The organism is Yoonia sp. (assembly GCF_017854565.1).
Classification (GTDB): domain Bacteria; phylum Pseudomonadota; class Alphaproteobacteria; order Rhodobacterales; family Rhodobacteraceae; genus Yoonia.
In genome coordinates, this window is the sequence record NZ_JAFMHJ010000003.1 from 139,001 (window position 1) to 162,285 (window position 23,285).

Annotated in this window: 23 protein-coding genes and 4 pseudogenes; 18 read left to right on the forward strand and 9 right to left on the reverse strand. The window is 59.3% G+C overall.

Going from position 1 to position 23,285, the window contains the following annotated elements; translation table 11 throughout:
• Positions 1–14 precede the first annotated feature (14 nt).
• The 9 genes and pseudogenes from QZ196_RS17560 to QZ196_RS03070 form a co-directional block, all read left to right on the forward strand.
• Positions 15–487: pseudogene (locus QZ196_RS17560) on the forward strand (hypothetical protein).
• Positions 469–756 (forward strand): annotated as a pseudogene (locus QZ196_RS17565) (hypothetical protein); the annotation flags it as partial. The pseudogenes QZ196_RS17560 and QZ196_RS17565, both read left to right, overlap by 19 nt.
• A 134-nt stretch (positions 757–890) precedes the next feature.
• Complete coding sequence (locus tag QZ196_RS03040; protein WP_296423761.1) at positions 891–1,760, forward strand: PhnD/SsuA/transferrin family substrate-binding protein; 870 nt, start codon at positions 891–893, stop codon at positions 1,758–1,760.
• A 46-nt stretch (positions 1,761–1,806) separates the two neighbouring features.
• Entirely contained in the window at positions 1,807–2,571 is a 765-nt protein-coding gene (locus tag QZ196_RS03045; RefSeq protein ID WP_296423763.1) for an ATP-binding cassette domain-containing protein, read from the forward strand.
• On the forward strand, positions 2,564–3,367 hold the full coding sequence (gene phnE / locus QZ196_RS03050; RefSeq protein WP_296423768.1) for a phosphonate ABC transporter, permease protein PhnE: 804 nt from the start codon (positions 2,564–2,566) through the stop codon (positions 3,365–3,367). Before QZ196_RS03045 ends, phnE begins: the two co-directional genes overlap by 8 nt.
• Positions 3,364–4,008 (forward strand): class I SAM-dependent methyltransferase, encoded by a 645-nt coding sequence (locus QZ196_RS03055; protein ID WP_296423770.1) that lies wholly within the window; start codon positions 3,364–3,366, stop codon positions 4,006–4,008. The genes phnE and QZ196_RS03055 overlap by 4 nt, the downstream gene beginning before the upstream one ends.
• A complete protein-coding gene (locus QZ196_RS03060) occupies positions 4,008–5,216 on the forward strand; it encodes an alpha-D-ribose 1-methylphosphonate 5-triphosphate diphosphatase (RefSeq protein WP_296423772.1) in 1,209 nt (402 codons plus the stop codon). The genes QZ196_RS03055 and QZ196_RS03060 overlap by 1 nt, the downstream gene beginning before the upstream one ends.
• Complete coding sequence (locus tag QZ196_RS03065) at positions 5,216–6,472, forward strand: MFS transporter (RefSeq protein ID WP_296423774.1); 1,257 nt, start codon at positions 5,216–5,218, stop codon at positions 6,470–6,472. The genes QZ196_RS03060 and QZ196_RS03065 overlap by 1 nt, the downstream gene beginning before the upstream one ends.
• Before the next feature lie 183 nt (positions 6,473–6,655).
• Positions 6,656–6,808 (forward strand): annotated as a pseudogene (locus QZ196_RS03070) (30S ribosomal protein S12 methylthiotransferase RimO); the annotation flags it as partial.
• An 18-nt stretch (positions 6,809–6,826) separates the two neighbouring features.
• On the opposite strand, the gene QZ196_RS03075 reads toward QZ196_RS03070, so the two are convergent.
• On the reverse strand, positions 6,827–8,095 hold the full coding sequence (locus tag QZ196_RS03075; protein WP_296423776.1) for a hypothetical protein: 1,269 nt from the start codon (positions 8,093–8,095) through the stop codon (positions 6,827–6,829).
• Positions 8,096–8,266: 171 nt separating this feature from the next.
• Entirely contained in the window at positions 8,267–8,626 is a 360-nt protein-coding gene (locus tag QZ196_RS03080) for a diacylglycerol kinase (RefSeq protein ID WP_296423778.1), read from the reverse strand.
• 147 nt (positions 8,627–8,773) lie between these two features.
• On the opposite strand from QZ196_RS03080, the gene QZ196_RS03085 reads away from it, so the two are divergent.
• Both QZ196_RS03085 and QZ196_RS03090 read left to right on the forward strand, forming a co-directional pair.
• Positions 8,774–9,412, forward strand: coding sequence for a hemolysin III family protein (locus QZ196_RS03085; protein WP_296423779.1), 639 nt, complete (start codon positions 8,774–8,776; stop codon positions 9,410–9,412).
• A 341-nt stretch (positions 9,413–9,753) separates the two neighbouring features.
• Complete coding sequence (locus QZ196_RS03090; RefSeq protein ID WP_296423781.1) at positions 9,754–10,176, forward strand: hypothetical protein; 423 nt, start codon at positions 9,754–9,756, stop codon at positions 10,174–10,176.
• A 14-nt stretch (positions 10,177–10,190) separates the two neighbouring features.
• Here the strand turns inward: QZ196_RS03090 and QZ196_RS03095 are convergent, their stop codons facing one another.
• Positions 10,191–10,919, reverse strand: a complete 729-nt coding sequence (locus QZ196_RS03095; protein ID WP_296423783.1) for a M48 family metallopeptidase — start codon at positions 10,917–10,919, stop codon at positions 10,191–10,193.
• Positions 10,920–10,993: 74 nt separating this feature from the next.
• On the opposite strand from QZ196_RS03095, the gene QZ196_RS03100 reads away from it, so the two are divergent.
• The gene (locus tag QZ196_RS03100; protein ID WP_296423785.1) at positions 10,994–11,227 is read left to right on the forward strand and encodes a hypothetical protein; all 234 of its coding nucleotides are present in this window, start codon (positions 10,994–10,996) and stop codon (positions 11,225–11,227) included.
• Here QZ196_RS03100 and QZ196_RS03105 read toward each other — a convergent pair.
• Complete coding sequence (locus QZ196_RS03105) at positions 11,224–11,472, reverse strand: DUF167 domain-containing protein (RefSeq protein WP_296423787.1); 249 nt, start codon at positions 11,470–11,472, stop codon at positions 11,224–11,226. The two genes, QZ196_RS03100 and QZ196_RS03105, sit on opposite strands and share 4 nt — an antisense overlap.
• Before the next feature lie 103 nt (positions 11,473–11,575).
• On the opposite strand from QZ196_RS03105, the gene QZ196_RS03110 reads away from it, so the two are divergent.
• From QZ196_RS03110 to QZ196_RS03120, 3 genes are all read left to right on the forward strand, one after another.
• Positions 11,576–12,685, forward strand: coding sequence for a class II histone deacetylase (locus tag QZ196_RS03110; RefSeq protein WP_296423789.1), 1,110 nt, complete (start codon positions 11,576–11,578; stop codon positions 12,683–12,685).
• A gap of 171 nt (positions 12,686–12,856) precedes the next feature.
• A complete protein-coding gene (locus tag QZ196_RS03115) occupies positions 12,857–13,435 on the forward strand; it encodes a nitroreductase (RefSeq protein ID WP_296423813.1) in 579 nt (192 codons plus the stop codon).
• The gene (locus QZ196_RS03120) at positions 13,432–14,121 is read left to right on the forward strand and encodes an EI24 domain-containing protein (RefSeq protein WP_296423791.1); all 690 of its coding nucleotides are present in this window, start codon (positions 13,432–13,434) and stop codon (positions 14,119–14,121) included. Before QZ196_RS03115 ends, QZ196_RS03120 begins: the two co-directional genes overlap by 4 nt.
• On the opposite strand, the gene QZ196_RS03125 is transcribed toward QZ196_RS03120, so the two are convergent.
• Both QZ196_RS03125 and mce read right to left on the reverse strand, forming a co-directional pair.
• A complete protein-coding gene (locus QZ196_RS03125; protein WP_296423793.1) occupies positions 14,108–14,389 on the reverse strand; it encodes a DUF1467 family protein in 282 nt (93 codons plus the stop codon). The two genes, QZ196_RS03120 and QZ196_RS03125, sit on opposite strands and share 14 nt — an antisense overlap.
• A gap of 62 nt (positions 14,390–14,451) precedes the next feature.
• Positions 14,452–14,856, reverse strand: coding sequence for a methylmalonyl-CoA epimerase (gene mce, locus QZ196_RS03130; RefSeq protein ID WP_296423797.1), 405 nt, complete (start codon positions 14,854–14,856; stop codon positions 14,452–14,454).
• 129 nt (positions 14,857–14,985) lie between these two features.
• On the opposite strand from mce, the gene QZ196_RS03135 reads away from it, so the two are divergent.
• Entirely contained in the window at positions 14,986–15,702 is a 717-nt protein-coding gene (locus tag QZ196_RS03135) for a response regulator (protein WP_296423799.1), read from the forward strand.
• A gap of 22 nt (positions 15,703–15,724) precedes the next feature.
• On the opposite strand, the gene aspS is transcribed toward QZ196_RS03135, so the two are convergent.
• Positions 15,725–17,503: an aspartate--tRNA ligase gene (gene aspS, locus QZ196_RS03140; RefSeq protein WP_296423801.1), complete on the reverse strand. Its 1,779-nt coding sequence runs from the start codon at positions 17,501–17,503 to the stop codon at positions 15,725–15,727.
• A gap of 206 nt (positions 17,504–17,709) precedes the next feature.
• On the opposite strand from aspS, the gene carB reads away from it, so the two are divergent.
• Positions 17,710–21,042, forward strand: coding sequence for a carbamoyl-phosphate synthase large subunit (gene carB, locus QZ196_RS03145; RefSeq protein ID WP_296423803.1), 3,333 nt, complete (start codon positions 17,710–17,712; stop codon positions 21,040–21,042).
• Positions 21,043–21,157: 115 nt separating this feature from the next.
• Here the strand turns inward: carB and QZ196_RS03150 are convergent, their stop codons facing one another.
• Entirely contained in the window at positions 21,158–21,565 is a 408-nt protein-coding gene (locus tag QZ196_RS03150) for a BrnA antitoxin family protein (RefSeq protein ID WP_296423805.1), read from the reverse strand.
• A 197-nt stretch (positions 21,566–21,762) separates the two neighbouring features.
• On the opposite strand from QZ196_RS03150, the gene QZ196_RS03155 reads away from it, so the two are divergent.
• A complete protein-coding gene (locus tag QZ196_RS03155; protein ID WP_296423807.1) occupies positions 21,763–22,881 on the forward strand; it encodes a beta-ketoacyl-ACP synthase III in 1,119 nt (372 codons plus the stop codon).
• Positions 22,882–22,985: 104 nt separating this feature from the next.
• On the opposite strand, the pseudogene QZ196_RS03160 reads toward QZ196_RS03155, so the two are convergent.
• A pseudogene (locus QZ196_RS03160) lies at positions 22,986–23,231 on the reverse strand (arsenical resistance protein ArsH); the annotation flags it as partial.
• Between the last annotated feature and the right edge of the window lie 54 nt (positions 23,232–23,285).

Below are 23,285 nucleotides of genomic sequence, written 5' to 3' on the forward strand. Positions count from 1 at the left end.
GATCGACCCGGTCCATGGACGGCCAGTGCATCGCGATTACCAATCGTGACAAGGTGCTATTCCCCGACGCTGGCCTGACCAAAGGCGACCTGATCGCGTATTACGCCAGAATAGCCCCCCGCGCCCTGCCGTATTATCGCGGACGCGCCTTGACGATGCACAGGTTTCCCGATGGCATTACAGATGACGGGTTCTATCAGAAAGCCATTCCCGACTACTTCCCCGACCGGATCGACCGGGCGACGTTCGCCAAGGCAGACGGCGAAATCACGCAAGTCGTCGCCAATACCGCAGCGACGTTTGTTTATATCGCCAATCGGGGCTGCATCTCGCGCTTGCGCAGGCCGATGCGCCGGACCGCCCGGATCGGCTTGTTTTCGACCTTGACCCTTCAGACGACGATTTTGGCAAGGTGCAAAGGGTCGCACACCGTTTGCGCCAGATGCTGGATGCGCGCGGCCCGGCGCGCCGATTGCGACGCCCGTGACATGGGACGAGGCGCTGGGGTCCGATCTGTCGCCCCGCAAATACACGATCCGCAATATCTTTCGCAAGCTTGGCCAGACAGACGACCCTTGGGTGGGGATCGCCGACGCCGCCGTTGCCGCCAGCCGACTGACGCAGGCACATGCGTGCAGGGCTGTTTTACCGGCAACGGTCCCTTTGACGATAGATGGGTTTGCGGGATGGGCCGCCTGCGACCCACCCGAAAACTGGCGACACCGATTTATCGAAGCTACGGTTTCGCACCATTGAATAACGGCAGTTCAAATGCCGGGGGCCAAGCGCAGGGCAAGCCTATTTTCTTGTTGTAAATAATTCATACGCGCTTTGCATGACTGACACACTCGCGCGGCATTCACTCGGACGATTGATCATTGGAGGTTGTCATGAGATTGAATTCTATCGTTTTGGGTCTGGGTTTGGCTGCAGTATCCGCGTTTGGCGCAGTGGCTGAAGAATGGAAAATTGCCGTCACGGATGTTGAGGGCATGGAACGTCTGCAACTGGAATGGGGTCCTTTCAAGGACGCGCTGGAAACCGCAACAGGTGATACTTTCGCATTCTTTCCCGTGAATTCGCGTACCGCTGCGGCAGAAGCCCTGCGCGGCGAAACAGTTGATTTTGTCATTTCCGGGCCTGCCGAGTACGTCGTCATCAACACGTTGACCAATGCCACCCCGCTGATCGGTCTGGGCCGCCCAGACTACCACTGTGCAATCATTGTGCGTGCTGACAGCGGCATCAACACACCATCGGATCTTGTTGGGCGGAAAGTCGCGTTTGGCGATATCGGCTCGACCTCGAATATGCTGTGCCCGATGCAATTGCTTGCGGACTACGGAATAGACCCCGTTAACGACATCGAAAAGATCCACACATCGCGCAACATTGCCCATGAAGCGCTAAAGAGTGGCGATATCGCTGCAATCGGGATGAACGCGGGCACCTTTATCGGCATCCGCAGCACCGAGACGGAGCTGCCTTACGGTTTCTTCAAGATGATCGCACGCTCAGGCGATCTTCCCAACGATATGATCATGGCTGGTGCCCATGTCCCACAAGACGCGGCGATGAATGTGCGCGACGCCATTCTTGCGAACAAGGCGCAGGTCATTGCAGGTATTACTGCGCACGAAGAGAACGACAAATACATCGGTATGGATCTCGTTGCGATCGACGATAGCGCCTATGATTACGTGCGGTCGATGTATACCAACGCCGGTTACCCACAGTTCGACAGCTTTATCGGTGATTGATCTGTCGCTTCAAAAGTCGGTCGCGCAACCTGCGCGGCCGAACCCTGTGGATACACCAAGCGTGGTCGTTTCTGCCGTGGATATCGAAGCCCGGAGCATTGCAAAAACCTACGGTGAGACGCCGGTTTTTGCGGATGTGAGCTTTCGATTGGCGCGGGGCGAAGCGGTGGCGCTTGTCGGTGCTAACGGGGCGGGTAAATCGACACTTTTGCGGTGTCTGATGGGCCTGATCCCGGTGAGTGACGGTCAGGTAAATCTGCTCGGCGTTGTGGCAAACACGGCCAAGGGGCGCGCATTGCGCACGCTGCGGGCGCGCGTGGGGCTGGTTTCGCAAAAGCACAATTTGGTTCCGAGACTGTCGGTGTTGTCAAATGTCGTGCATGGCCTGCTTGGCAAGGAACCGGGCATCCGGCACTGGAACCATGCGTTGGCGCCGAAAGCGTCGCGCGACGCAGCCATGTCCGCGCTCGAAAAGGTCGGGCTGGCAGATTATGCGATGCGCCGTGCAGACAGACTGTCTGGCGGGCAATCCCAACGTGTCGCCATTGCTCGGGCCATTGTAAGTGCGCCCGAGGTTCTTTTTGCGGATGAGCCTTGCGCGTCGCTTGACCCATCGGCGGGGGAAGACGTGATGGATCTGTTTTTCCGGCTGGTCAAGGACGAAGGCGTAACGGTCATCTTTACGTCGCACAATGTTGACCATGCCCTTCGGTATGGCGATCGGATTTTGGGCCTTGCAGGGGGCGCGTTGAAACTCGACGCCACTGCAGCATCACTGAACCCGACCGATCTACGGGAGCTTTATGGCTGATATTTCTCCGACGCGCTTTGAGCGCCCGACAGGGCTGGCCTTTCTGGGCTATGCATCTGGTATCATCATCATCTTTTGGTGCCTCGCTGGTGCGGGTTTTTCGGTCGACAAGGTCTTATCCTCGCCGCCTAGGTTCGCCGATTTCGCGTCGCGGGCGTTTCCCCCCAATCTTGATCCGCAGGTTCTTTCCCGACTTGGCACGAAAATGGTCGAGACCCTGCAAATAGCCGTCGCGGGTGCCGCGATCGGTGTGATCCTTTCGCTGCCCGTTGCCCTGTTGGCTGCGCGGGGTTTGATCGCCGGGCCGTGGATCAACCACATCACCCGTACCGCGCTCAGCTTTGTGCGTGCGGTCCCCGACATTGCATGGGCCTTGGTTTTTGTCGTGGCGGTGGGCCTTGGCCCCTTTGCGGGCATGCTTGCAATCGTTGTCGATACAATCGGTTTTTGCGGCAGGTTCTTTGCAGATGACATGGAGGGGGCCGAAAAGGGCCCTGCCGAAGCGCTGACCGCGACGGGTGCGCGCAAAATCGACGTGGTGGTCTGCGCGACCATTCCGGCCGCCACACCCGCCTTTATTTCAACATCGCTTTACGCACTGGAAAAGGCGGTGCGGTCGTCCACGATCCTCGGCCTCGTGGGGGCGGGCGGTATCGGCATCGAACTGAAGGTCGGGTTCGATCTGTTCGACTATCCAACAGCGATGACCGTCATCTTGATGATCGCGGTCGTGGTCATCGGCATCGAACAAGTCAGCGGCTGGGCCCGCACAAGAATTATCGGAGAAGAGCGTTGAAGACAGACACAGCAGACCAGCATTGGAACGACCAATGGGCTGGTATCGAACAAGGCAGCAAATGGTTGATCCCTGAACAAGACGTCACCGCATGGGCAAAGACGCTTCCATCTGGTGCGCGCATCCTTGATCTGGGGGCCGGTGTCGGGCGGCACGCGCTTTGGCTGGCCGCGCAAGGGTTCACCGTTACCGCGCTCGATAGCGCACCTGATGGTCTTGCCGAAATCGACAAGACAGGTGGTGTCGAGACCGTTCTGGCCCGTATGGACGCCCTGCCCTTCGAAGATCACGCATTTGACCATGTCCTGAGCTGGAACGTCATCTATCACGGCGACGAAGACGTGCTTTTGCGCACGATCAGCGAGATCCGGCGCGTCTTGGCGCCGGGCGGCACCTATCTTGGCACAATGTTGTCGAAACGGCGCTTGCCGCATGAGCGATCCGCCCATCCGGGGCGCGAGATCAGCCGCAACGCATGGGTGTTCGACGCGCCGGACACCGACAAGATGCACCCGCATTATTTCTGTTCTGCCGCTGAACTGATCGCGCTTTTTTCCGGCTTCGAGGTGCTTGGCCTGAAAGACCTCGAACATGAGACCCCGGGTTCGTTTCACTGGCACATGACCATGGAACGGCTTTGATGGCCGTCACATTCGAAGGGGCGAGGGTTTTTCTGCCGGGTGACATCGTTGAAACAAGCGTGACCGTCGACGACGGGGTGATCGCCGAGATCGGCGGCCCGTCGCAGGGTACGTTGATCGACGCGCGCGGGATGTTCCTTGCACCTGCCATGATCGACGTGCATGGCGATGCCTTCGAGCGGCAATTGATGCCCCGACCGGGGGTCTATTTCCCGACAGAGGCCGCCGTCATCGACACGGATCGCCAGCTTGCCAGCAACGGCATCGCCACGGCCTATCACGCAATCACGCTAAGCTGGGAACCGGGATTGCGCGATGTGGCACGTGGGCGTGCGGTGATGCAGGCGATGCGCGACCTTGCCCCGCGCCTGCTGGTCGAGAACCGGGTGCAGTTGCGCTGGGAGACTTTTGCCTTTGATGCGCTGGAGACGATTGAATGGGCGCTTGCCGGTCCGCTCTTGCCGTCGCTTGCGTTCAACGATCACACCTCAATGACGATGCGGGCCTATGACGTATCCATGCAGGATCGTGCGTTCGAGTTCAGCCCCGATTTCAGCATCGCGGCCCTGGATGACGCACGCATGAAAAAACGCACAGCGTCCAAAGCCCACCGCGCAGGTCTGAGCGATGACGATTACATCGCGGTTCTGGACAAGGTCTGGAACAGGCGATCCGCCGTCCCGGACATGATCGCACAGGTCGCGGCCATGGCACGCGCTGCAGGGGCGCCGATGCTGAGCCATGACGACACGAAAGCCGAAACCCGCATCTGGTTTCGAAGCCACGGTGCCTGTGTCGCGGAATTCCCCATGGTCATGGAGGCGGCAGAGGCGGCGCGGGCAAGCGGCGACGCAATCATTTTCGGCGCGCCGAACGCCGCCCGCGGCGGCAGTCACATCGGCTCTCTGGGGGCGGGCGACATGGTCGAGGCGGGGCTTTGCGATGCGCTGGCATCGGACTATTTCTATCCTGCGATGCTGGCCGCCGTCGCACGGCTCGACGCTGACCGGCGCGCCGACCGCAGCCGCCTTTGGTCTTTGGTGTCCGACGGACCCGCGCGGGCGATGAACCTGACCGACCGTGGTGAAATTGCCGTGGGCAAACGTGCCGATCTCGTGTTGGTGGACTGGCCAGAGGGTCACGCCCCCGCGATCGGTGGCACATGGGTTGCCGGGCGGGCGGCCTATCGCGGCCTGCCCGCAGGATGATGAACCGCGACTATCTGCCGGCGATTGGCCTCGGGATCACGCAGATCATGGGCTACGGGACGCTGATGTATGCCTATGCGATCCTGCTGCCGGTCATGGCTGTGGATCTTGGCCTGAACCTGTCTTCCATTTTCGGTATCTTCTCGCTCGGATTGTTCTTCGGCGGCCTCATCGCGCCTTTGGCCGGCAAGCTGGTGGACCGCATCGGTGGCCGCTGGGTGATGACCATCGGGACGATCCTGTCAGCGTGCGCCATCATGTCCCTGAGCATCGTGGAAACCCCGGCTGAACTGTTTGTGGCGATTTTTCTGGCCGAAGGCGCAGGCATGTTCGTGCTCTACAACGTGGCGTTCGCATCCATCACGCGGCTTGACCTGAGCATACCTGCACAAAGGTCCATTTCGATCATTACCCTGTTCGGTGGCGTGGCATCGACGATTTTCTGGCCTTTGACACTGGCACTCTACAATGGGTTGGGGTGGCAAATGACCTGGGTGGTTCTTGGGGTCGCTCTTTTGATCACATGCACCCCGATCCATTTTCTTTCCCTGCGCGGGGCCGAGATCAAACCGGACAGTCCGCCGCGCAACAGCGGCCGGGGTTGGCCGGAACTGACGGGCCCCGCGCGACGGCGCGGCATGCTTTGGATGGTGGTTTCCTTTGTATTCTCCGGCTACCTGATGGGCGCGGTCATGACACTTTGGGTCACCAATGTGCAGGATCTGGGCCATTCCGCTGGCATCGCCGCCTTGGCGGGCGCGGTCATCGGGCCGTTCAAGACGGTGGGCCGGTTCTTTGAAATGCTGGTCAGTCGGAACATGTATCCGCTGGTCACCTATGCGCTGAGCCTGGTGTTGATGCTGGCGGGGTTTGGCGTGCTGCTGGGCGTCGGCTTTACCCTGCCGGGCATCATGGTCGCAGCCGCGCTCTACGGGATGGGCGACGGGATCAAGACGATTGCACATGGTACACTGCCCCTCGCGCTTTTCGGGGCCGAAGGGTACGGCGCGCGGCTCGGCTGGATTTCCTTCGTCCAGATGAGCGTCAACGCCTCGGCCCCCTTCGCCTTTGCTTGGACGACACAAGCCTTTGGCGGATGGTGGTCCTTTGCGGCCATGACCGTTTGCCTGTGCGCTGCAATCGCAACCTATACCTACATCCCGGACCCAAGGCGAGATCGGGATGCTGCAGGAAAGGATCGACCGGCGGATGCCGCAAAAGACATGGCGCCCACGGCGCGTCGGGTAGATCAATAGACACAAGCGTTTGTGGACGATGGGGGCCGTGAAGGCGAACAATGTTTCGCAGTTTTCGCCAGATGGCAAAGACGACGGTAATCCGTACCTGAGGGCAGAAGTAGACATCGCGCTGGAATGATCACGTGCCAGGGTCAGGACACATAACCAGAATATGACGGTCGCGGCGAGGGCGATTGCCGAGAGGACGACATCGCGACATGTCGCACATGGGCGGACGCCCCCGAGATCGACGGGAACCTGTTCATTGACGAGGTGGCTGAGGGGTTATGCGTGGGGGATGTTTTGCAAGTTGAAGTTGAAGAGGCTGGGGAGTATGATTTGTGGGGAGCAATAACCAACTGGTTTTTCATCTCATCTAAGCTGATCGATCGTTTTTCTAAGCAAATCGATCAAGCTTCCGTTATCTTTTCCAGCTAGCCGGCTTTCACGAGAAGGCGTATCAGGTTTTTCTTCGAAGAACTCTCGTACCAGTTCGCTTCTTAGCTGGTGTCGTTGTTCTATCGGAGCGTTGGCAAGATAAGCATCAAAGGCTTTTATCCTTAAGCTCAACGAACGAAGTTTCACAGCAGATTTGCGATGTTTGTTTGCCAATGACGCCAAGTACAGACCGGGGACAAGAAACACCGCTGAAACCGGTAATCGCATGAGCATTTCAGCAAACGTAAAGTTGGCAGTCTTGCTCAGTGAGAACCACATGCAGGCGGAAATAATTGCAACTATCACGAAAATAATTGAAGCCAGCACGGAATAACGTGAGAATAGGAGAGACTCTTCCTTGGCTGAGCCAGCAAAGCCAGCAGCAAGAGCAGTTTGTCCAGCCGTATCGTAGAGGCCATTCAAGTTATCGAGAATGTCACTGGCTTTAGATTCATATTCCACCCTTGCTCGGTCCATGTCTTTTCCTAGAGCCATGCTTGTATCATTGACCGTCTGCTTGATTTGTTCCGCTTGAGATTTCATATGCGATATTGTTTCTTGCATAGAATTTTCATTAGCTTGGTATTCTGCGCTTCGTGTGTTTTGAGCTTCTGAGAACGCCCCGGCAAACTCGGTTAATTTTTCTGTAACCTTTGCATTCACTTTGGCCTCATAATTGCTGATCAGCGCCTCAATCCGATGCTCTAAGTCTCTTAGTGAGCTTTCCAACTTCTTGGCCGTTGTCAGCAGTGATGAGACTTGATGTTCGCTCTCCGAAAGCTTTCTTTGAGACGTTTCAACATGTTCAGTAAGATTTTGCTGAATTTCAAGAACCGTAGACCTAAACTCAACAATAATATCATTGGAATCTGAGCGAAAAATCTTTTTTACTCTAGGGTACGGAAGTCTGGAAAAAATTGTTGCGTAGAAATTCGATATTTGGTCGTAATGAACAAAATTTGTGGCGCTACTCCTCAAGTGATTGGAAACTTGCGTCAACTCACCCACGGTCTGCTGGAGTTCATTGGCTGAAAAGTATGAAGCTGAACTAGCTTCCAGTATCCAACGGACATATTCCGCTTTATCACAGAATTCCCTATATCTTGGGTCCTGTTTTGCTGTGTCGGCAAAGCTATCCAGTGTTGCTTCAATTGTGTCCAGAATCGTCCAAACACCGTGACCCTTAAAATCGCTTTCAATCATAACACTGACCCTATTCCACGAAATACAATCAATACATACAGTGGCCCAGCAAGGCCTTACAACTTCAATCAGCAGGGCACCGCCCATACTTCCCCCGTGGGGAGAGCGTCCCGCCCCCACCGAGCCGGTGCATTGCCCGCTTTTTGCGAACGCTGGCGGTATCGGCGGGGGTCAGAGGTAGTGGCTGGCCAGCACACAGATCCATGCGATGCCGACGCCGATGGCGGTGACGGCGACGGCGGCTGACCCGCAGTCTTTGGCCTGTTTGGCCGCGTCGCGCTTGTCCAATCCGATATCGTCCACGACACGCTCAATCGCGGTGTTCATGCATTCGGCGGCCAGCACCACGATCCCGCCCATCAGCAGCAGGCCCCGCTCTGCCCCTGATAACGGCAGCGCAAGGGCCAGCGCACCAAAGACCAGATTGGCCACGATCCACTGCGTCAGCGACCCTTCGGTGCGCCAGACATGGGCGAACCCATCCCAGGACCAGATAGCCCGCTGCCGGACGCGCATGATTTGTTGCCACATGATGTTATCCTTTTGGCGCTTTGGACGGGTTTTGTCGAAACTGCGCGATTGCAGGCCCGCTGCCAAGCCCCTGCGCCTCACGCTACGGCACAATTGATCAGGACTGTGGATCGCCTATATTTACATCAGACAAAGGAGCGTGACGACATGTACCCGGCCTATTCCAGAGCAGAGCGGATCGCCGATGGCGCGATGCATGCCGTCGGTGTGATCGGCGCGATGGGCGGCGCGGTCGTGCTGATGGTCTGGGCCATGGGCATGACAAGCGCGGGCCATGTCGCCGCCCTGTCGGTCTACGGCGCGACGCTGATCGCGACCTTCGTGGCCTCGGCCTTTTATCATATGACCCCTTGGGAAGACATCCGCCCGGTCCTGCGCCGTTTTGATCATGCGGCGATTTACCTAAAAATTGCGGGGACTTACACGCCGTTGGTGGTGACGATCGGCAGCGGCTTTGCCTATCTCGTTTTGGCAGTTGTCTGGGGTCTGGCGGTCATCGGCATGTTGCTCAAGCTTTTTTTCTGGCGCACGCCGGGGCGGTTCGGCCCCGCGCTTTATCTGATCATGGGCTGGCTGAGTGTCGCGCTGATCTGGTCGCTTTGGGCGATTGTGCCGGGGGCTGCGGTGGCCCTGATTGCGGTGGGCGGGCTGCTGTATACGACGGGTGTGATCTTTCATGTTGCGGAAAAGATGAAGTTTTCCAATGCGATCTGGCACGGGTTTGTCGTGGCCGCGTCGGCCTGTTTTTTTGCCGCTATCACATTGGCCACGGGGCCGTTGGCGTAGCCGCCGCGCGCCGCGACAAGGTATGGAATGCCCCACCTGACGCTGCGTCCCGATCCGTGTAAACCACTGACATATTGCGTCACGAGTAGCGCCCGCGCGTGTTCTTTGCGCCGGGTTGTAAATTTAAAATCTGCCATATTAGGCGGTGTAAAGAGTGCTTTGTTGTAAACATGCGCGTTTGGCGCCCGGTTGTGTGGGATTTACCCTCGGTCAGGCTGGGTGTCGGCGCGTCAAAAAAAGGCCTGAAACACTCTCCATTGACATAAAAACGTCCTATTTTTAGGCAATCACGGTTTCCACGGTTCGTGTGCGTAACCGCAGTCACAAGTTGGGAGTTAAAGATGTTCAAAGTACAATCGCGTCCGTCGGCCACAATGTTGGCCACCGCAGCCTGCGTCGTCTTGGCGGGCATGGCGTCGGCACAATCGTCCACACGGATCACCCTGCAGTCCATCAACGGCAGTGATACCATCACCGGCGAATTCATCGCCATGACGGATGATGGGTATCGCATCGACACGTTGGCAGGCGAGATGACAATCACCGTCCAAGGTGTGACCTGCACGGGCGCAGCCTGCCCTGCGATATTTGTCATGGGCGCGCAGATTACGCTGACATCGCTTGACGGCAGCGTCAACATCGACGGCGAAATCCGCGGCCTTGAAAACGGTCAATATGTCATCTTGTCCAAGACGATGGGCATGGTCCAGATCAATACAGATCTGGTCGATTGCACAGGCCCCGGCTGCCCGACGAACATGTGATCCGCAGACCGGCGCTACAGGCCTGCCGCGACCCGTTGCACCGTGCGCAACCGATCGGCATTGGCCGGGTGGGTGCCAAGGAACCGGTCGCCGGGATCGGGAATGCGAAAGAAGAATTCGGCGCCTTTAAGCGGGCTGAAACCCGCCGCCGCAGCGATCTGCGTGCCCAACGCATCTGCCTCCAGCTCGAACTCCTTGGAATAGGTGCGCGCGCCGACCGACGCGCCCATCTGCTGGGCGGACTGGATGGCCGCAACACTGCCATCGCCAAAAACCCCCGCGAGTTCGCCAAAGATCAATGCGCCAACGGTTGCATTGCGCTGCTGGCGTTCCAGATGGCCCTGAATGTGGTGCGCCGCCTCATGTGCCATCACGAAAGCCAGCTCATCCGCATTGCGGACCTCAGCGATCAGCGACAGGGTAAAGGCGATCATCGGGCGGCCCGATGAATCGACGCTTTGATAGGCGTTCGCCTGCTGTCCGGGGCGGTCGTCCACGACAATGCGGAAATCGCAGTTACGCTGCGGCGCCCGCTGGCGGCACATGTTTTCGGCAACCGGACCGACCGCGCCCACGACGGCCCCGAAATTACGCAGCGCGGCCCTGCCCGTTAGCGGTGGCTGGCTTTCGACAGGCTGGACCACGGCGGCATCGGGCAGCGGCACAGGCGCCGCCGCACAAGCCGCCAGAGCGAGGCAAAGCGCCAGTGGCAAAAACCGCATGGTGATCTTCTTGTGAGCCATGGCCGGAGTCTAGCATGTTGGGCGCCGCCGACCAGACCCTTGCATCATTTCGCGGTCCGGTTAGGCTGTGCGACATGTTTACCATTGAACACACCTATGATGCGACCGTTGTCACCCTTGTCGACGAAGGCGCCGCCCCCCTGCAAGAAGACGTGATCATCAACGGGTTTGATGATTGCATCACCGTGTCCCAGTTCGACGCGCGCACCGATCAGATGGTGAAAGTGACCCTGTCGCTGACACAGCTGCGCGATTTGCAGGCGGCGCTGAATTTACCCGAAGGGGTGTATCAGTTGCGCAAGGGCTAGCCGACGCCGATCACCTTGTCCCGGCTGGTCTGTCCGCGCAGCACAGACAGCCGTGATTTAGGCACGCCCAGCGCCTTGGCCAATAGTTTCAGCACCGCTGCATTGGCTTTACCGTCTTGTGGTACGCAGGTCACATTGACCCGCACCTGCCCGTCGCGCAGCGCAACGCTGTTGCGCTGCGCCTTTGGCGTGACCCGGATGGCAAACTGGCTGCCGGGGATAGCAAGATGGTGCAGGTCGGTCATGGGCTGTGGATGACATCGCGCAGGCCCGACCGTCAACGTCTCTTGCGGGCCAAGGAGCCTTCGGCGAGGATATTTAAAACGACAAAGAAGCAAAGGCAGCAGCATGACGACAGGGTTTTTCTGGGATGAGCGGTGTTTTTGGCACGGCGGCGGCAATTATGCCGGGATGTTGCCGGTGGGCGGCTTGGTGCAGCCGATGGATGGCGGCCTGCCCGAAAACCCCGAGACCAAGCGCCGCCTCAAGAACCTGATCGAGGTCACCGGGCTGGCCCGCGATCTGGACATGCGCGGGGCCGTACCCGCGACGCGCACGGATTTGCTGCGCGTGCATCCCGCGCATTATCTGGATGAATTCAAGGCGCTGTCGGATGCTGGCGGCGGCGAGTTGGGCCGCCGCACCCCCTTTGGCCCCGGCGGATACGCGGTTGCGGCCCTGTCGGCGGGGCTGGCACAGGCCGCGCTGGACGCAGTGTTGCGGGGCGAACTGGACAACGCCTATGCCCTGTCCCGCCCACCGGGCCACCATTGTCTGCCGGATTATCCCAACGGGTTTTGCCTTCTCAATAACATCGGGATCGCGATTGAAGCGGCCAAGGCCGCCGGGTTGGCGCAGCGTTTCGCCGTGCTGGATTGGGATGTTCATCATGGCAACGGGACCGAGGCCGTGTTTTACGACCGCGCCGATGTGTTGACCGTGTCGTTGCATCAGGACCGCAATTACCCGATGGATACCGGCGCGTTCGCTGATCGCGGGACCGGGGACGGCCTGGGTTGCAACCTGAATATCCCGCTGCCGGCGGGCACCGGGCATCGCGGTTATCTGGCCGCGATGGACCGTCTTGCCCTGCCCGCGATTCGCGCCTTTGCCCCTGATGTGCTGATCATCGCCTGCGGATATGACGCCGCCGCCAATGACCCGCTGGGGCGGATGCTGGCCACCGCCGACACCTTTGGGGCAATGACCGCGCGTGTCATGACGCTTGCTGCGGATGTCTGCGATAGGCGGCTGGTGATGGTCCACGAGGGGGGGTATTCAGAAACATATGTGCCGTTTTGCGGCCATAACGTGCTGCAGGAAATGTCCGGCAGCCCGATCAACGCGCCCGACCCCTTTGCCGCGGTATTCCCCCTGCGCCAGCCCGACGCCCGTTTCGATGCCTATCTGGACGGCGTGATTGCGGATATGGAGGCCGCGCTGCGACCCTCCGCGTGAGACATGGCACTTTCGCCATGATGCGATCAGATGGTTTTAATGCCATTGCGGACGAATATTGCGATCGTTTTGCCGATCAGGACGGTCTTGCCGTCGGCTGTGCCCGGTGATCGCAGGTTGCAGGAGGGCGCTGGCCCACATATCTGTGACGCAGCCATTACAGGACAAGCCATGCCCACGCCCAATTCTGCTGCACTCGACTTTCTGCTGACCCGCCGGTCGCGCCCGGCAAAGACACTGACGATGCCGGTGCCTGACCGCGCAGCGCTGCAAACCCTGCTGACCGCCGCCGCGCGCACGCCCGATCATGGCAAGCTGGAACCGTGGCGGTTTATCGTGCTGAGCAAACCCGCCCTGGCCCGTCTGGCCGCGATGATCCCCGCGCGCGGGGCGGCCCTTGGGATTGAGCCCGATAAAATCGCCAAGGCCGCGGCGCAGTTTGGCACCGCCGACCTTGCCGTCGCGGTGATCAGCGCGCCCAAAGCCTCTGACAATATCCCGCAGATTGAACAGATTTATTCTGCAGGGGCTGTCTGCCTTTCGCTTGTCAACGCCGCCCTTGCCGCAGGTTGGGGGGCCAATTGGCTGTCGGGCTGGGCCAGCCATGATCGGCCATTTGTCCGTGACGGGCTTGGGCTTGCGGATCATGAAACTGTCGCCGGGCTGATCCATTTGGGCACGGAAACCAGCACGCCCCCCGACCGGCCCCGCCCGGATTTGGGCGCGATTACAACATGGGTGGACGCATGATCCTGACCGATTTCGCCAAAGCGCTGGCACAGCTGACCGATAGCCGATTTCAAAGCGTGCTTTGGCGCGGCATTGGCCTGACGATCGCCCTGCTTGTGGGGATTTACGCCGCGCTTTTGTGGGTGATTGACCTGCTTACCGCCGATCCGATCACCATGCCCGGCGGCGGCGAAGTGACGTGGCTGGGTGATCTACTTGGCTGGGGCTCGCTTGGGCTGGTGATCTTTTTGTCGGTCTTTTTGATGATCCCGGTGGCGTCCGCTATCACCTCGCTTTTCCTTGACGAGGTTGCGCAAGCGGTTGAAGACAAACACTATCCCACGTTGCCCCCGGTGCCACATGTCGGCTTTTGGGAGGCACTGCGCGACACGGTTAACTTTTTGGGGGTCCTGATTGGGGCGAACCTGCTGGCGTTCATTGCCTATGCAATCTTTCCGTTCGCCGCGCTTTTCATCTTTTACGCGCTCAACGGTTTTTTGCTGGGGCGGGAATATTTCCAGTTGGCCGCGATGCGCCGTGAAGGCCGTGAAGGCGCCAAGGCGCTGCGCAAGCGGCATCAGGGCACGATTTGGGCGGCGGGCTGTTTGATGGCCGTGCCGCTGTCATTCCCGCTGATCAACCTGTTCATTCCGATTCTGGGTGCAGCGACGTTCACCCACCTTTATCATCGGCTTAGTCAGCGCTGATCGGGGTCATCCGGTTGAACCAGTCCAGATCACGCACGGAAATCGCTTCCGACAGGATCGTGCCCGCGATGATCGCCCAGATACCAACCGCCCAGATCGTCGTGATCTTGGCCTTGCGGCGCAACTGCGGGTCCGCCGGGGCAGATGATGGCGTGCCCGGCACGACATGGCCCGCCTCGCCTTGGGTCGTCATCCGCAGGGGCAGCACGACAAAGAAAACCATGGCCCATACCACAGCAAACAGAACAAAGGCAGAGACCGGGTTCATCAGATTTCCTTTTGCAAAGACCTACCCCGCTAGATACGCCGATTAGCCGGGCTGACAAGGCGTTAAACCTGTTCCAGTTCGATCAGACAGCCGTTAAAATCCTTGGGATGCAGGAACAGGACCGGCTTGCCATGCGCGCCGGTCTTGGGTGCGCCACCACCCAGCACCCGCGCGCCCTGCGCCAGCAGATGGTCGCGGGCGGCCAGGATATCATCCACCTCGTAGCAGATATGGTGGATGCCGCCGGATGGGTTCTTGTCCAGGAACCCCTGAATCGGGGATGCTGTGCCCAGCGGAAAAAGCAGCTCGATCTTGGTGTTGGGCAGCGTGATGAAAACAACCGTGACCCCATGATCGGGTTCATCTTGCGGCGGCCCGACCTCGGCACCCAGCATTGTGCGGTATTGCGCGCTTGCCGCCTCCAGGTCGGGGACAGCAATGGCGACGTGATTAAGACGACCAATCATCGGCGAAACTCCTCTTTTTGGGCAATATGACGCGGCGGCGGGGCGGGTGCAACGCGCGATCAGATTAAGGACCTGTTCACCTTGTGCTGCTTTGTATGTCGGTAACCGCAACCGAAGGGAAGAATCGCGATGGATGCCTTGAATGAAATGATGCTGATGCGCGCGCCGACCGCGCGCCGACCGCTTCTGGGGCTGACGGTTCTGGTTGTCGAAGACAGCCGTTTCGCCTGCGAGGCGCTGCGCCTTTTATGCCTCCGCTCGGGCGCGCGGATCCGACGGGCCGATAGCCTTGAAAATGCGCGGCGGCATCTGGCCATCTATCGCCCTTCGGTGCTGTTGGCGGATGTCGGGCTGCCCGATGGGTCCGGCCTTGGGTTGATACGGGCGCTGTCCTGCGCGGCGCCCCGTATTGATGTGATCTTAGGGATCAGCGGTGATCCCGCAGTCGCGGATTCGGTGATGGCGGCGGGCGCCGACGGTTTCATGGAAAAACCCATCGCCAGCCTTGCCGCGTTTCAATCCGCGATCCTGCGACACCTGCCCGCCGACCGGCAACCGCCCGGGCCGCGTTTGATGACGGACGAGACGGTGAACCCTGACCGGATCGCATATCAAGATGACCTGACGCATATCGCGCAGGTGCTGAACCGTGACGCAGATAGCGAAGACATTGATTACGTGACACAATTTCTGGGCGGCGTCGCACGATCGGCACAGGACCACGATCTTGACCGCGCGGTTTGCGATCTGGCCCGTCTGCGCGTGGCAGGGGCCAGCATCAAATCCGGTGTCGCCGCGCTGAGTGAACTGGTGCAACTGCGCCTTGACGCAAGCGGGCCATTATAGGCCCGCCGCGCGGCAACTTGGCTCAGCTTTCTGGCGGCAGTACCCGCAGCCGCAATTCACGCAACTGTTCGTTCATCGGCTCGCTTGGCGCGCCCATCATCAGATCTTCGGCGCGCTGGTTCATCGGAAACATGATGACCTCGCGGATATTTGACGCATCGGCCAGCAACATGACGATCCGGTCGATGCCCGCAGCACAGCCACCGTGCGGCGGCGCGCCATATTGGAACGCATTGACCATGCCGCCGAACCGCTTGCGCACTTCATCCTGACCATAGCCCGCAATTTCAAACGCCTTGAACATGATTTCCGGGCGGTGGTTCCGAATGGCCCCCGATACCAGTTCGTACCCGTTACAGGCAAGATCATACTGATAGCCCAGCACATCCAGCGGATCACCGTTCAGCGCGTCCATCCCACCCTGCGGCATCGAAAACGGGTTATGTTCAAAGTCGATCTTGCCAGTTTCGGCATCGCGGTCATAGATCGGGAAATCCACGATCCACGCAAAGGCAAAACGTTCCTTATCCGTCAAGCCCAGTTCATTCCCGATTTCAGTCCGGGCCTTGCCCGCAACCGTTTCAAACGCCGATGGCTTACCACCCAGAAAAAACGCCGCGTCACCAAGGCCAAGGCCCAGTTGCTGGCGGATCGCCTCTGTCCGCTCCGGCCCGATGTTCTTGGCCAATGGGCCGGCTGCTTCAAGGCCTTCGCCTTGGTCGCGCCAGAAAATATAGCCCATCCCCGGCAGCCCTTCTTTCTGGGCAAAGGCATTCATCCGGTCACAGAACTTGCGCGACCCGCCTTTTGGCGCTGGGATCGCGCGAATTTCGGTGCCGTCCTGCTCCAGCAATTTTGCGAAAATCGCAAAGCCTGAATCGCGGAAATGATCCGACACCACCTGCATCTTGATCGGGTTGCGCAGGTCGGGTTTGTCGGTGCCATACCACAACGCCGCGTCGCGGTATGAAATCTGCTCCCATGTCTGATCGACCTTGCGGCCCTTGCCGAACTCTTCGAAAATGCCGCCGATCACCGGCTGGATCGTGTCGAACACGTCCTGCTGTTCGACGAACGACATTTCCAGATCAAGCTGATAGAAATCCGTCGGCGACCGGTCAGCGCGCGGATCTTCGTCGCGGAAACACGGTGCGATCTGGAAATACTTGTCAAAGCCGCTGACCATGATCAGCTGCTTGAACTGCTGCGGGGCCTGCGGCAGGGCGTAGAATTTGCCCGGATGCAACCGTGACGGCACCAGAAAATCGCGCGCGCCCTCGGGCGAGGACGCCGTAATAATCGGTGTCTGATATTCGCGGAACCCCTTGTCCCACATGCGGCGACGCATCGACGCCACGACATCCGACCGCAGCTTCATGTTGTCCTGCATCGCCTCGCGGCGCAGGTCCAGATAGCGATACTTGAGACGGGTTTCTTCAGGATATTCCTGATCGCCAAACACCATCAGCGGCAATTCCTTGGACGCGCCCAACACTTCGACGCAGCGCACGAACACTTCGACTTCGCCGGTGGGCAGCTTGGGGTTGACCAGCTCTGGCGCGCGGGCCTTTACCTCGCCATCAATACGGATACACCATTCGCTACGCAGCTTTTCAACGTCGGCAAAGGCGGCCGAATCCGGGTCGCACAGCACCTGCGTGATGCCGTAGTGGTCGCGCAGATCAATGAACAAAATGCCGCCATGATCGCGCACCCGATTGACCCAACCGGACAGGCGCACGGTTTCGCCGACATTGGCGGCGGTCAGATCGGCACAGGTGTGGCTGCGGTAGGCATGCATGATAAGGTCCTCAAACGGGGTCAATCGGTCGGCCCGATACACCCCTTTGCGCCCGTGAAGTCAAGCAATCCTGCACCTATCCGTCATCTTGTCGAAAATACCGCAGCCCAAGGTGCCGATTTTCCCGCAAATTCGACCGGTGCCGCTTGCACATGGGCGCGCCATCCCTATAACCCACGACAATTTGCAAATAAGGGGGCACGGCAATGCCAAAGCGCACTGACATCAAGTCGATCATGATTATTGGCGCGGGTCCCATTATCATCGGACAAGCCTGCGAGTTTGACTACTCGGGCGCACAGGCCTGCAAGGCATTGCGCGAAGAAGGTTACCGGGTCATCCTCGTCAATTCCAACCCCGCGACGATCATGACCGATCCGGGGCTGGCCGATGCGACCTACATCGAACCCATCACCCCCGAAGTTGTCGCGAAAATCATCGAAAAAGAACGCCCCGACGCGCTGCTGCCGACGATGGGCGGCCAAACCGGGCTGAACACTTCGCTGGCGCTGGCCGACATGGGTGTGCTTGAAAAATTCGGGGTCGAGATGATCGGCGCGAAACGCGAAGCCATCGAAATGGCCGAAGATCGCAAACTTTTCCGCGAGGCGATGGACCGGCTGGGCATTGAAAACCCCAAGGCGACCATCATCACCGCCCCGAAAAAGGAAAACGGTAAATTTGATATCAAAGCGGGCCTGCAACTGGCAATCGACGCCATCGAATATGTCGGCCTGCCCGCCATCATCCGCCCGGCATTCACCCTTGGCGGCACCGGCGGCGGCGTGGCGTATAACCGCGAAGAATACGAACATTTCTGCCGGACCGGCATGGAAGCGTCGCCGATGGCGCAAATCCTTGTCGACGAATCCCTGCTCGGCTGGAAAGAATTCGAGATGGAAGTCGTGCGCGACAAGGCCGACAACGCCATTATCGTCTGCGCCATCGAAAACGTGGACCCGATGGGTGTGCATACCGGCGACAGCATCACCGTGGCCCCGGCCCTGACGCTGACCGACAAGGAATACCAGATCATGCGCAACGGCTCGATCGCGGTGCTGCGCGAAATCGGCGTGGAAACCGGCGGGTCCAACGTGCAATGGGCGATCAACCCCGAAGATGGGCGCATGGTCGTGATCGAAATGAACCCCCGCGTGTCGCGGTCATCTGCGCTGGCGTCCAAGGCGACCGGTTTCCCGATTGCCAAGATCGCCGCGAAACTGGCCGTCGGCTATACGCTTGATGAACTCGACAACGACATCACCGGCGTCACGCCTGCGTCGTTCGAGCCGACGATTGACTACGTCGTCACCAAAATCCCCCGTTTTGCGTTTGAGAAATTCGCAGGCTCCGAACCCCATCTGACCACGGCGATGAAATCGGTCGGCGAAGCCATGGCCATTGGCCGGACCTTCCACGAATCGATGCAAAAGGCGCTTGCGTCACTGGAAACCGGCCTGACCGGGTTTGACGAAATCGCGATCCCGGGTGCGCCCGACATCGCAGCCATCACCAAGGCGTTGGCCAAGCAAACCCCCGACCGGATCCGCGTGATTGCGCAGGCGATGCGGCATGGGCTGTCGGACTCCGACATCAATGCCGTCACCAAATTCGACCCATGGTTTCTGGCCCGCATCCGCGAGATCATCGAAGCCGAGGCCGAGATTCGCAAAAATGGCCTGCCCGTTACCGAAGCCGGATTGCGCGCGGTCAAAATGATGGGCTTTACCGATGCCCGCCTTGCCATCCTGACGGGCCGCGACGAAGATCAGGTGCGCCGTGCCCGCCAAAATCTGGGCGTTGTCGCTGTTTTCAAGCGGATCGACACCTGCGGCGCCGAGTTTGAGGCGCAGACGCCATACATGTATTCGACCTATGAAACCCCGGTCATGGGTGACGTCGAATGCGAGGCGCGACCGTCGGACCGCAAAAAGGTCGTCATCCTTGGCGGTGGCCCCAACCGGATCGGGCAGGGGATTGAATTCGACTATTGCTGCTGCCACGCGTGCTATGCCCTGACCGATCAGGGCTATGAAACGATCATGATCAACTGCAATCCTGAAACCGTGTCGACCGATTATGACACGTCGGATCGGCTGTATTTTGAACCGCTGACCTTTGAACACGTCATGGAAATCATGCGTGTCGAACAGGAAAACGGCACCCTTCACGGCGTCATCGTCCAATTCGGCGGCCAGACCCCGCTGAAACTCGCCAATGCCCTGCAGAATGCGGGTATCCCCATTCTTGGCACCACGCCCGACGCCATCGACCTGGCCGAAGACCGCGAGCGGTTTCAGCAGCTTGTCCAGTCGCTTGGCCTGAAGCAGCCGGTCAACGGCATTGCGCATTCCGACGAGGAAGCGTTTGAAATCGCCAAGGATATCGGGTTCCCGCTGGTCATTCGCCCGTCATATGTTCTGGGTGGCCGCGCGATGGAAATCGTGCGCGACCAATCCCAGTTGGAACGCTACATCGCCGAGGCCGTCGTTGTCTCGGGCGACAGTCCCGTCTTGCTTGACAGCTACCTGTCCGGCGCGGTCGAGGTTGACGTGGATTGCCTGTCCGACGGTCAAAACACCCACGTGGCTGGCATCATGCAGCATATCGAAGAAGCCGGCGTGCATTCGGGTGATAGCGCCTGTTCGCTGCCCCCCTATTCCATGTCCGCCGCGATGATCGCCGAAATTCGGGTCCAGACCGACAAGCTCGCTCGTGCGCTGAACGTCGTGGGCCTGATGAACATCCAGTTCGCCGTCAAAGACGAAGAGGTCTACCTGATCGAGGTGAACCCCCGCGCGTCGCGCACCGTGCCCTTCGTCGCAAAGGCCACCGACAGCGCCATCGCCTCCATCGCTGCACGTCTGATGGCGGGTGAACCGCTGTCAAACTTCCCGTTGCGCGCACCCTACCCCGCCGCCGCGAACCCGATGGACGTGCTGCCCTTGGGCGATGCCTTTACCCTCGCCGATCCGAACACCCCGTGGTTTTCCGTGAAAGAGGCCGTGCTGCCCTTCGCCCGCTTCCCCGGCGTCGATACGATCCTTGGCCCCGAAATGCGGTCAACCGGCGAAGTCATGGGCTGGGATCGGTCCTTCCCCCGCGCCTTCCTCAAGGCGCAGATGGGTGCGGGCACCAACCTGCCGACGGACGGCACCGTCTTTATCTCGATCCGGGATACCGACAAGACGGCAGACATGATCGAAGCGTCCCAAATCCTCCTGAATCTTGGTTTCACCATCGCGGCCACACGCGGCACCGCCGCTTGGCTATCGTCGCATGATGTTGCTTGCGAAATCGTGAACAAAGTCTACGAAGGCGGGCTGACCATCGTTGACCGCCTCAAGGACGGGCACATCGCACTGGTCTTCAACACCACCGAGGGCGCCGCCGCCGTGGACGACAGCCGGTCCATCCGCGCGGTCGCACTGTACGACAAAATCCCCTACTTCACGACCGCCGCCGCATCACACGCGGCCGTACTGGCCATGCAGGCACGCGAAGAGGGTGATGTCGGAGTGAGGTCGTTGCAGGGGTGAACATCGCATCAGTTCAATTCCGCGACACGCTGCAGCCGGAGCTAAAGTATCTTTACGAAAAATCGATTTCCGAGGTGGCGAGTTTCGAGGAGCACATCAGTGGCGTTGATCTTTGTCACCCGCCCCCCTCACGCCCCTTCTCGAAATCGCCCCACTTGGCCCGCGCTTCCTTCTCGGCGCGCAGCGTCTCTGGCCGCAGGACATAATCCGTCGTGTCCGGGCCTTCGATGATCCCTGCCAGCCGGTAGTGCATGAACATCCGCAGCACGCGGTTGATACGGTGCTGATACCCATCGCCCATCGCCTTGAAGAACCGCACCACGTCGGCGTCCATCCGCATCGTCACCGGCTGGCGTTTGCCGTCGCGGCGGTCTTTGTCCTGCCATATCTGATGCCATTCGGCGGGCAGGCTGCGGTGTTCCATCACGAATTCATGCAGGTCGTATTCGATCATCCGGTGGGCATCGACGCCATAGCTCCAGTTAACGCGCTGGGTTTTGGTCATATGTTTCGTGTCTGGCATTGCGGTCTCCTTTGGCACCACACTGGCGGCCAAAGGTAAACCGGGCGCTTGACCTGCGTACGTACGGTCTGCGCACGGGGCCTGTACGCGGTCCTTATGCCCGCTTCCCCTAGGTCATCCCGGACCGCACGCATGGGCTGTGGACATCCGCGCCATACGCGCAATAAGGTGTTTGCAGCACATTCCGAGGTTTTTACATGCATAACGTCGCCATTACCGGCACCGGGGTGTTTACGCCCTCGCAAACGATTTCGAACGACGAATTGGTCGCCTCTTTTAACGCCTACGCCGACCTGTGGAACGCCGAAAACGCCGCCAGCATCGAGGCTGGCGTGTATGCAGCCAAGGACCACTCTTCGCGCGAATTCATCGTCTCATCTTCGGGCATTGAAAGCCGCTATGTGCTTGATAGAAAAGGTGTCCTTGACCCGTCACGCATGTTTCCCAGCCTGCCTGCCCGCCCCGATGACGAGCCCGGCTATATGGCTGAAATTGGTGTGGATGCGGCGCAAAAGGCGTTGTCGGCTGCGCGCCGGTCTGCGGCGGACGTCGATCTGGTCATTTGTGCCGCGTCGAATATGGAACGCGCGTATCCTGCGATTGGTGTGGAAATTCAACAGCTTCTGGGTGCCGGTGGTTTCGCCTTCGACATGAACGTGGCCTGTTCCAGCGCCACCTTCGGCATCCAAACCGCCGCCGATATGATCCGCGCCGGGTCCATCCGCACCGCCCTTGTCGTGAACCCCGAAATTTGCAGTGCCCATCTGGAATGGCGTGACCGCGATTGCCATTTCATCTTTGGTGACGTGGCCACGGCAACGCTGCTTGAACGTGATGAAGGGCTGGAGCGGCGGCATTTCAAGGTGCTATCGACCCGCTGCGCCACACAGTTCAGCAATAATATCCGTAACAATAACGGATACTTACGCCGTACCCATGACCAAACGGAAGACCGCCGCGATATGCAATTCATGCAAAATGGGCGCAAGGTGTTCAAAGAGGTCTTGCCATTGGTGAGCCAGCACATCGCCGACCATCTCAATGATACCGGCGTTGCAGCGTCCGACCTGCGGCGTCTCTGGCTGCATCAAGCCAACAAGACAATGAACGACTACATCGGCAAAAAGGTGCTGGGTCGCACGCCTGAACCCATGGAGCAGCCCAACATCTTGCAGGACTATGCAAATACGTCATCGGCCGGGTCGATCATCGCTTTTTCAAAGTATTCCAATGACTTCCTAAAGGGCGACCGGGGGTTGATCTGTTCCTTTGGGGCGGGTTATTCCGTTGGTTCGGTGATTGTCGAGCGCGGCTAGCCGTCGCCTGTGCCACCCACAAAGGGAAATTCTATGAACCGGCCGATCATCATTGCTTTGCTTCTGACACTCACCGCCTGCGGCGTACCACTGGTGCCGCTCATCTAACCGCTGACCCGCTGGTGCACATCCTGCAGGCTTTCCACCCGTTCTGAATAGCGGTCGGTCAGCATCGCGCTGCGGCCGCGCGTCATCAAGGTGAAGCGTGCCAGTTCCTCCATCACATCGACGATCCGATTGTACATGGACGACGGTTTCATGCGACCGTCTTCGAACTGCTTCCAGGCCATCGGAACCGAAGATTGGTTCGGGATTGTGATCAGCCGCATCCAGCGCCCGAGGATGCGTAGTAACCACCCCATTGTTACCGCGTTGATTTAGCTTTGAGGCGTTCGACGAGATTG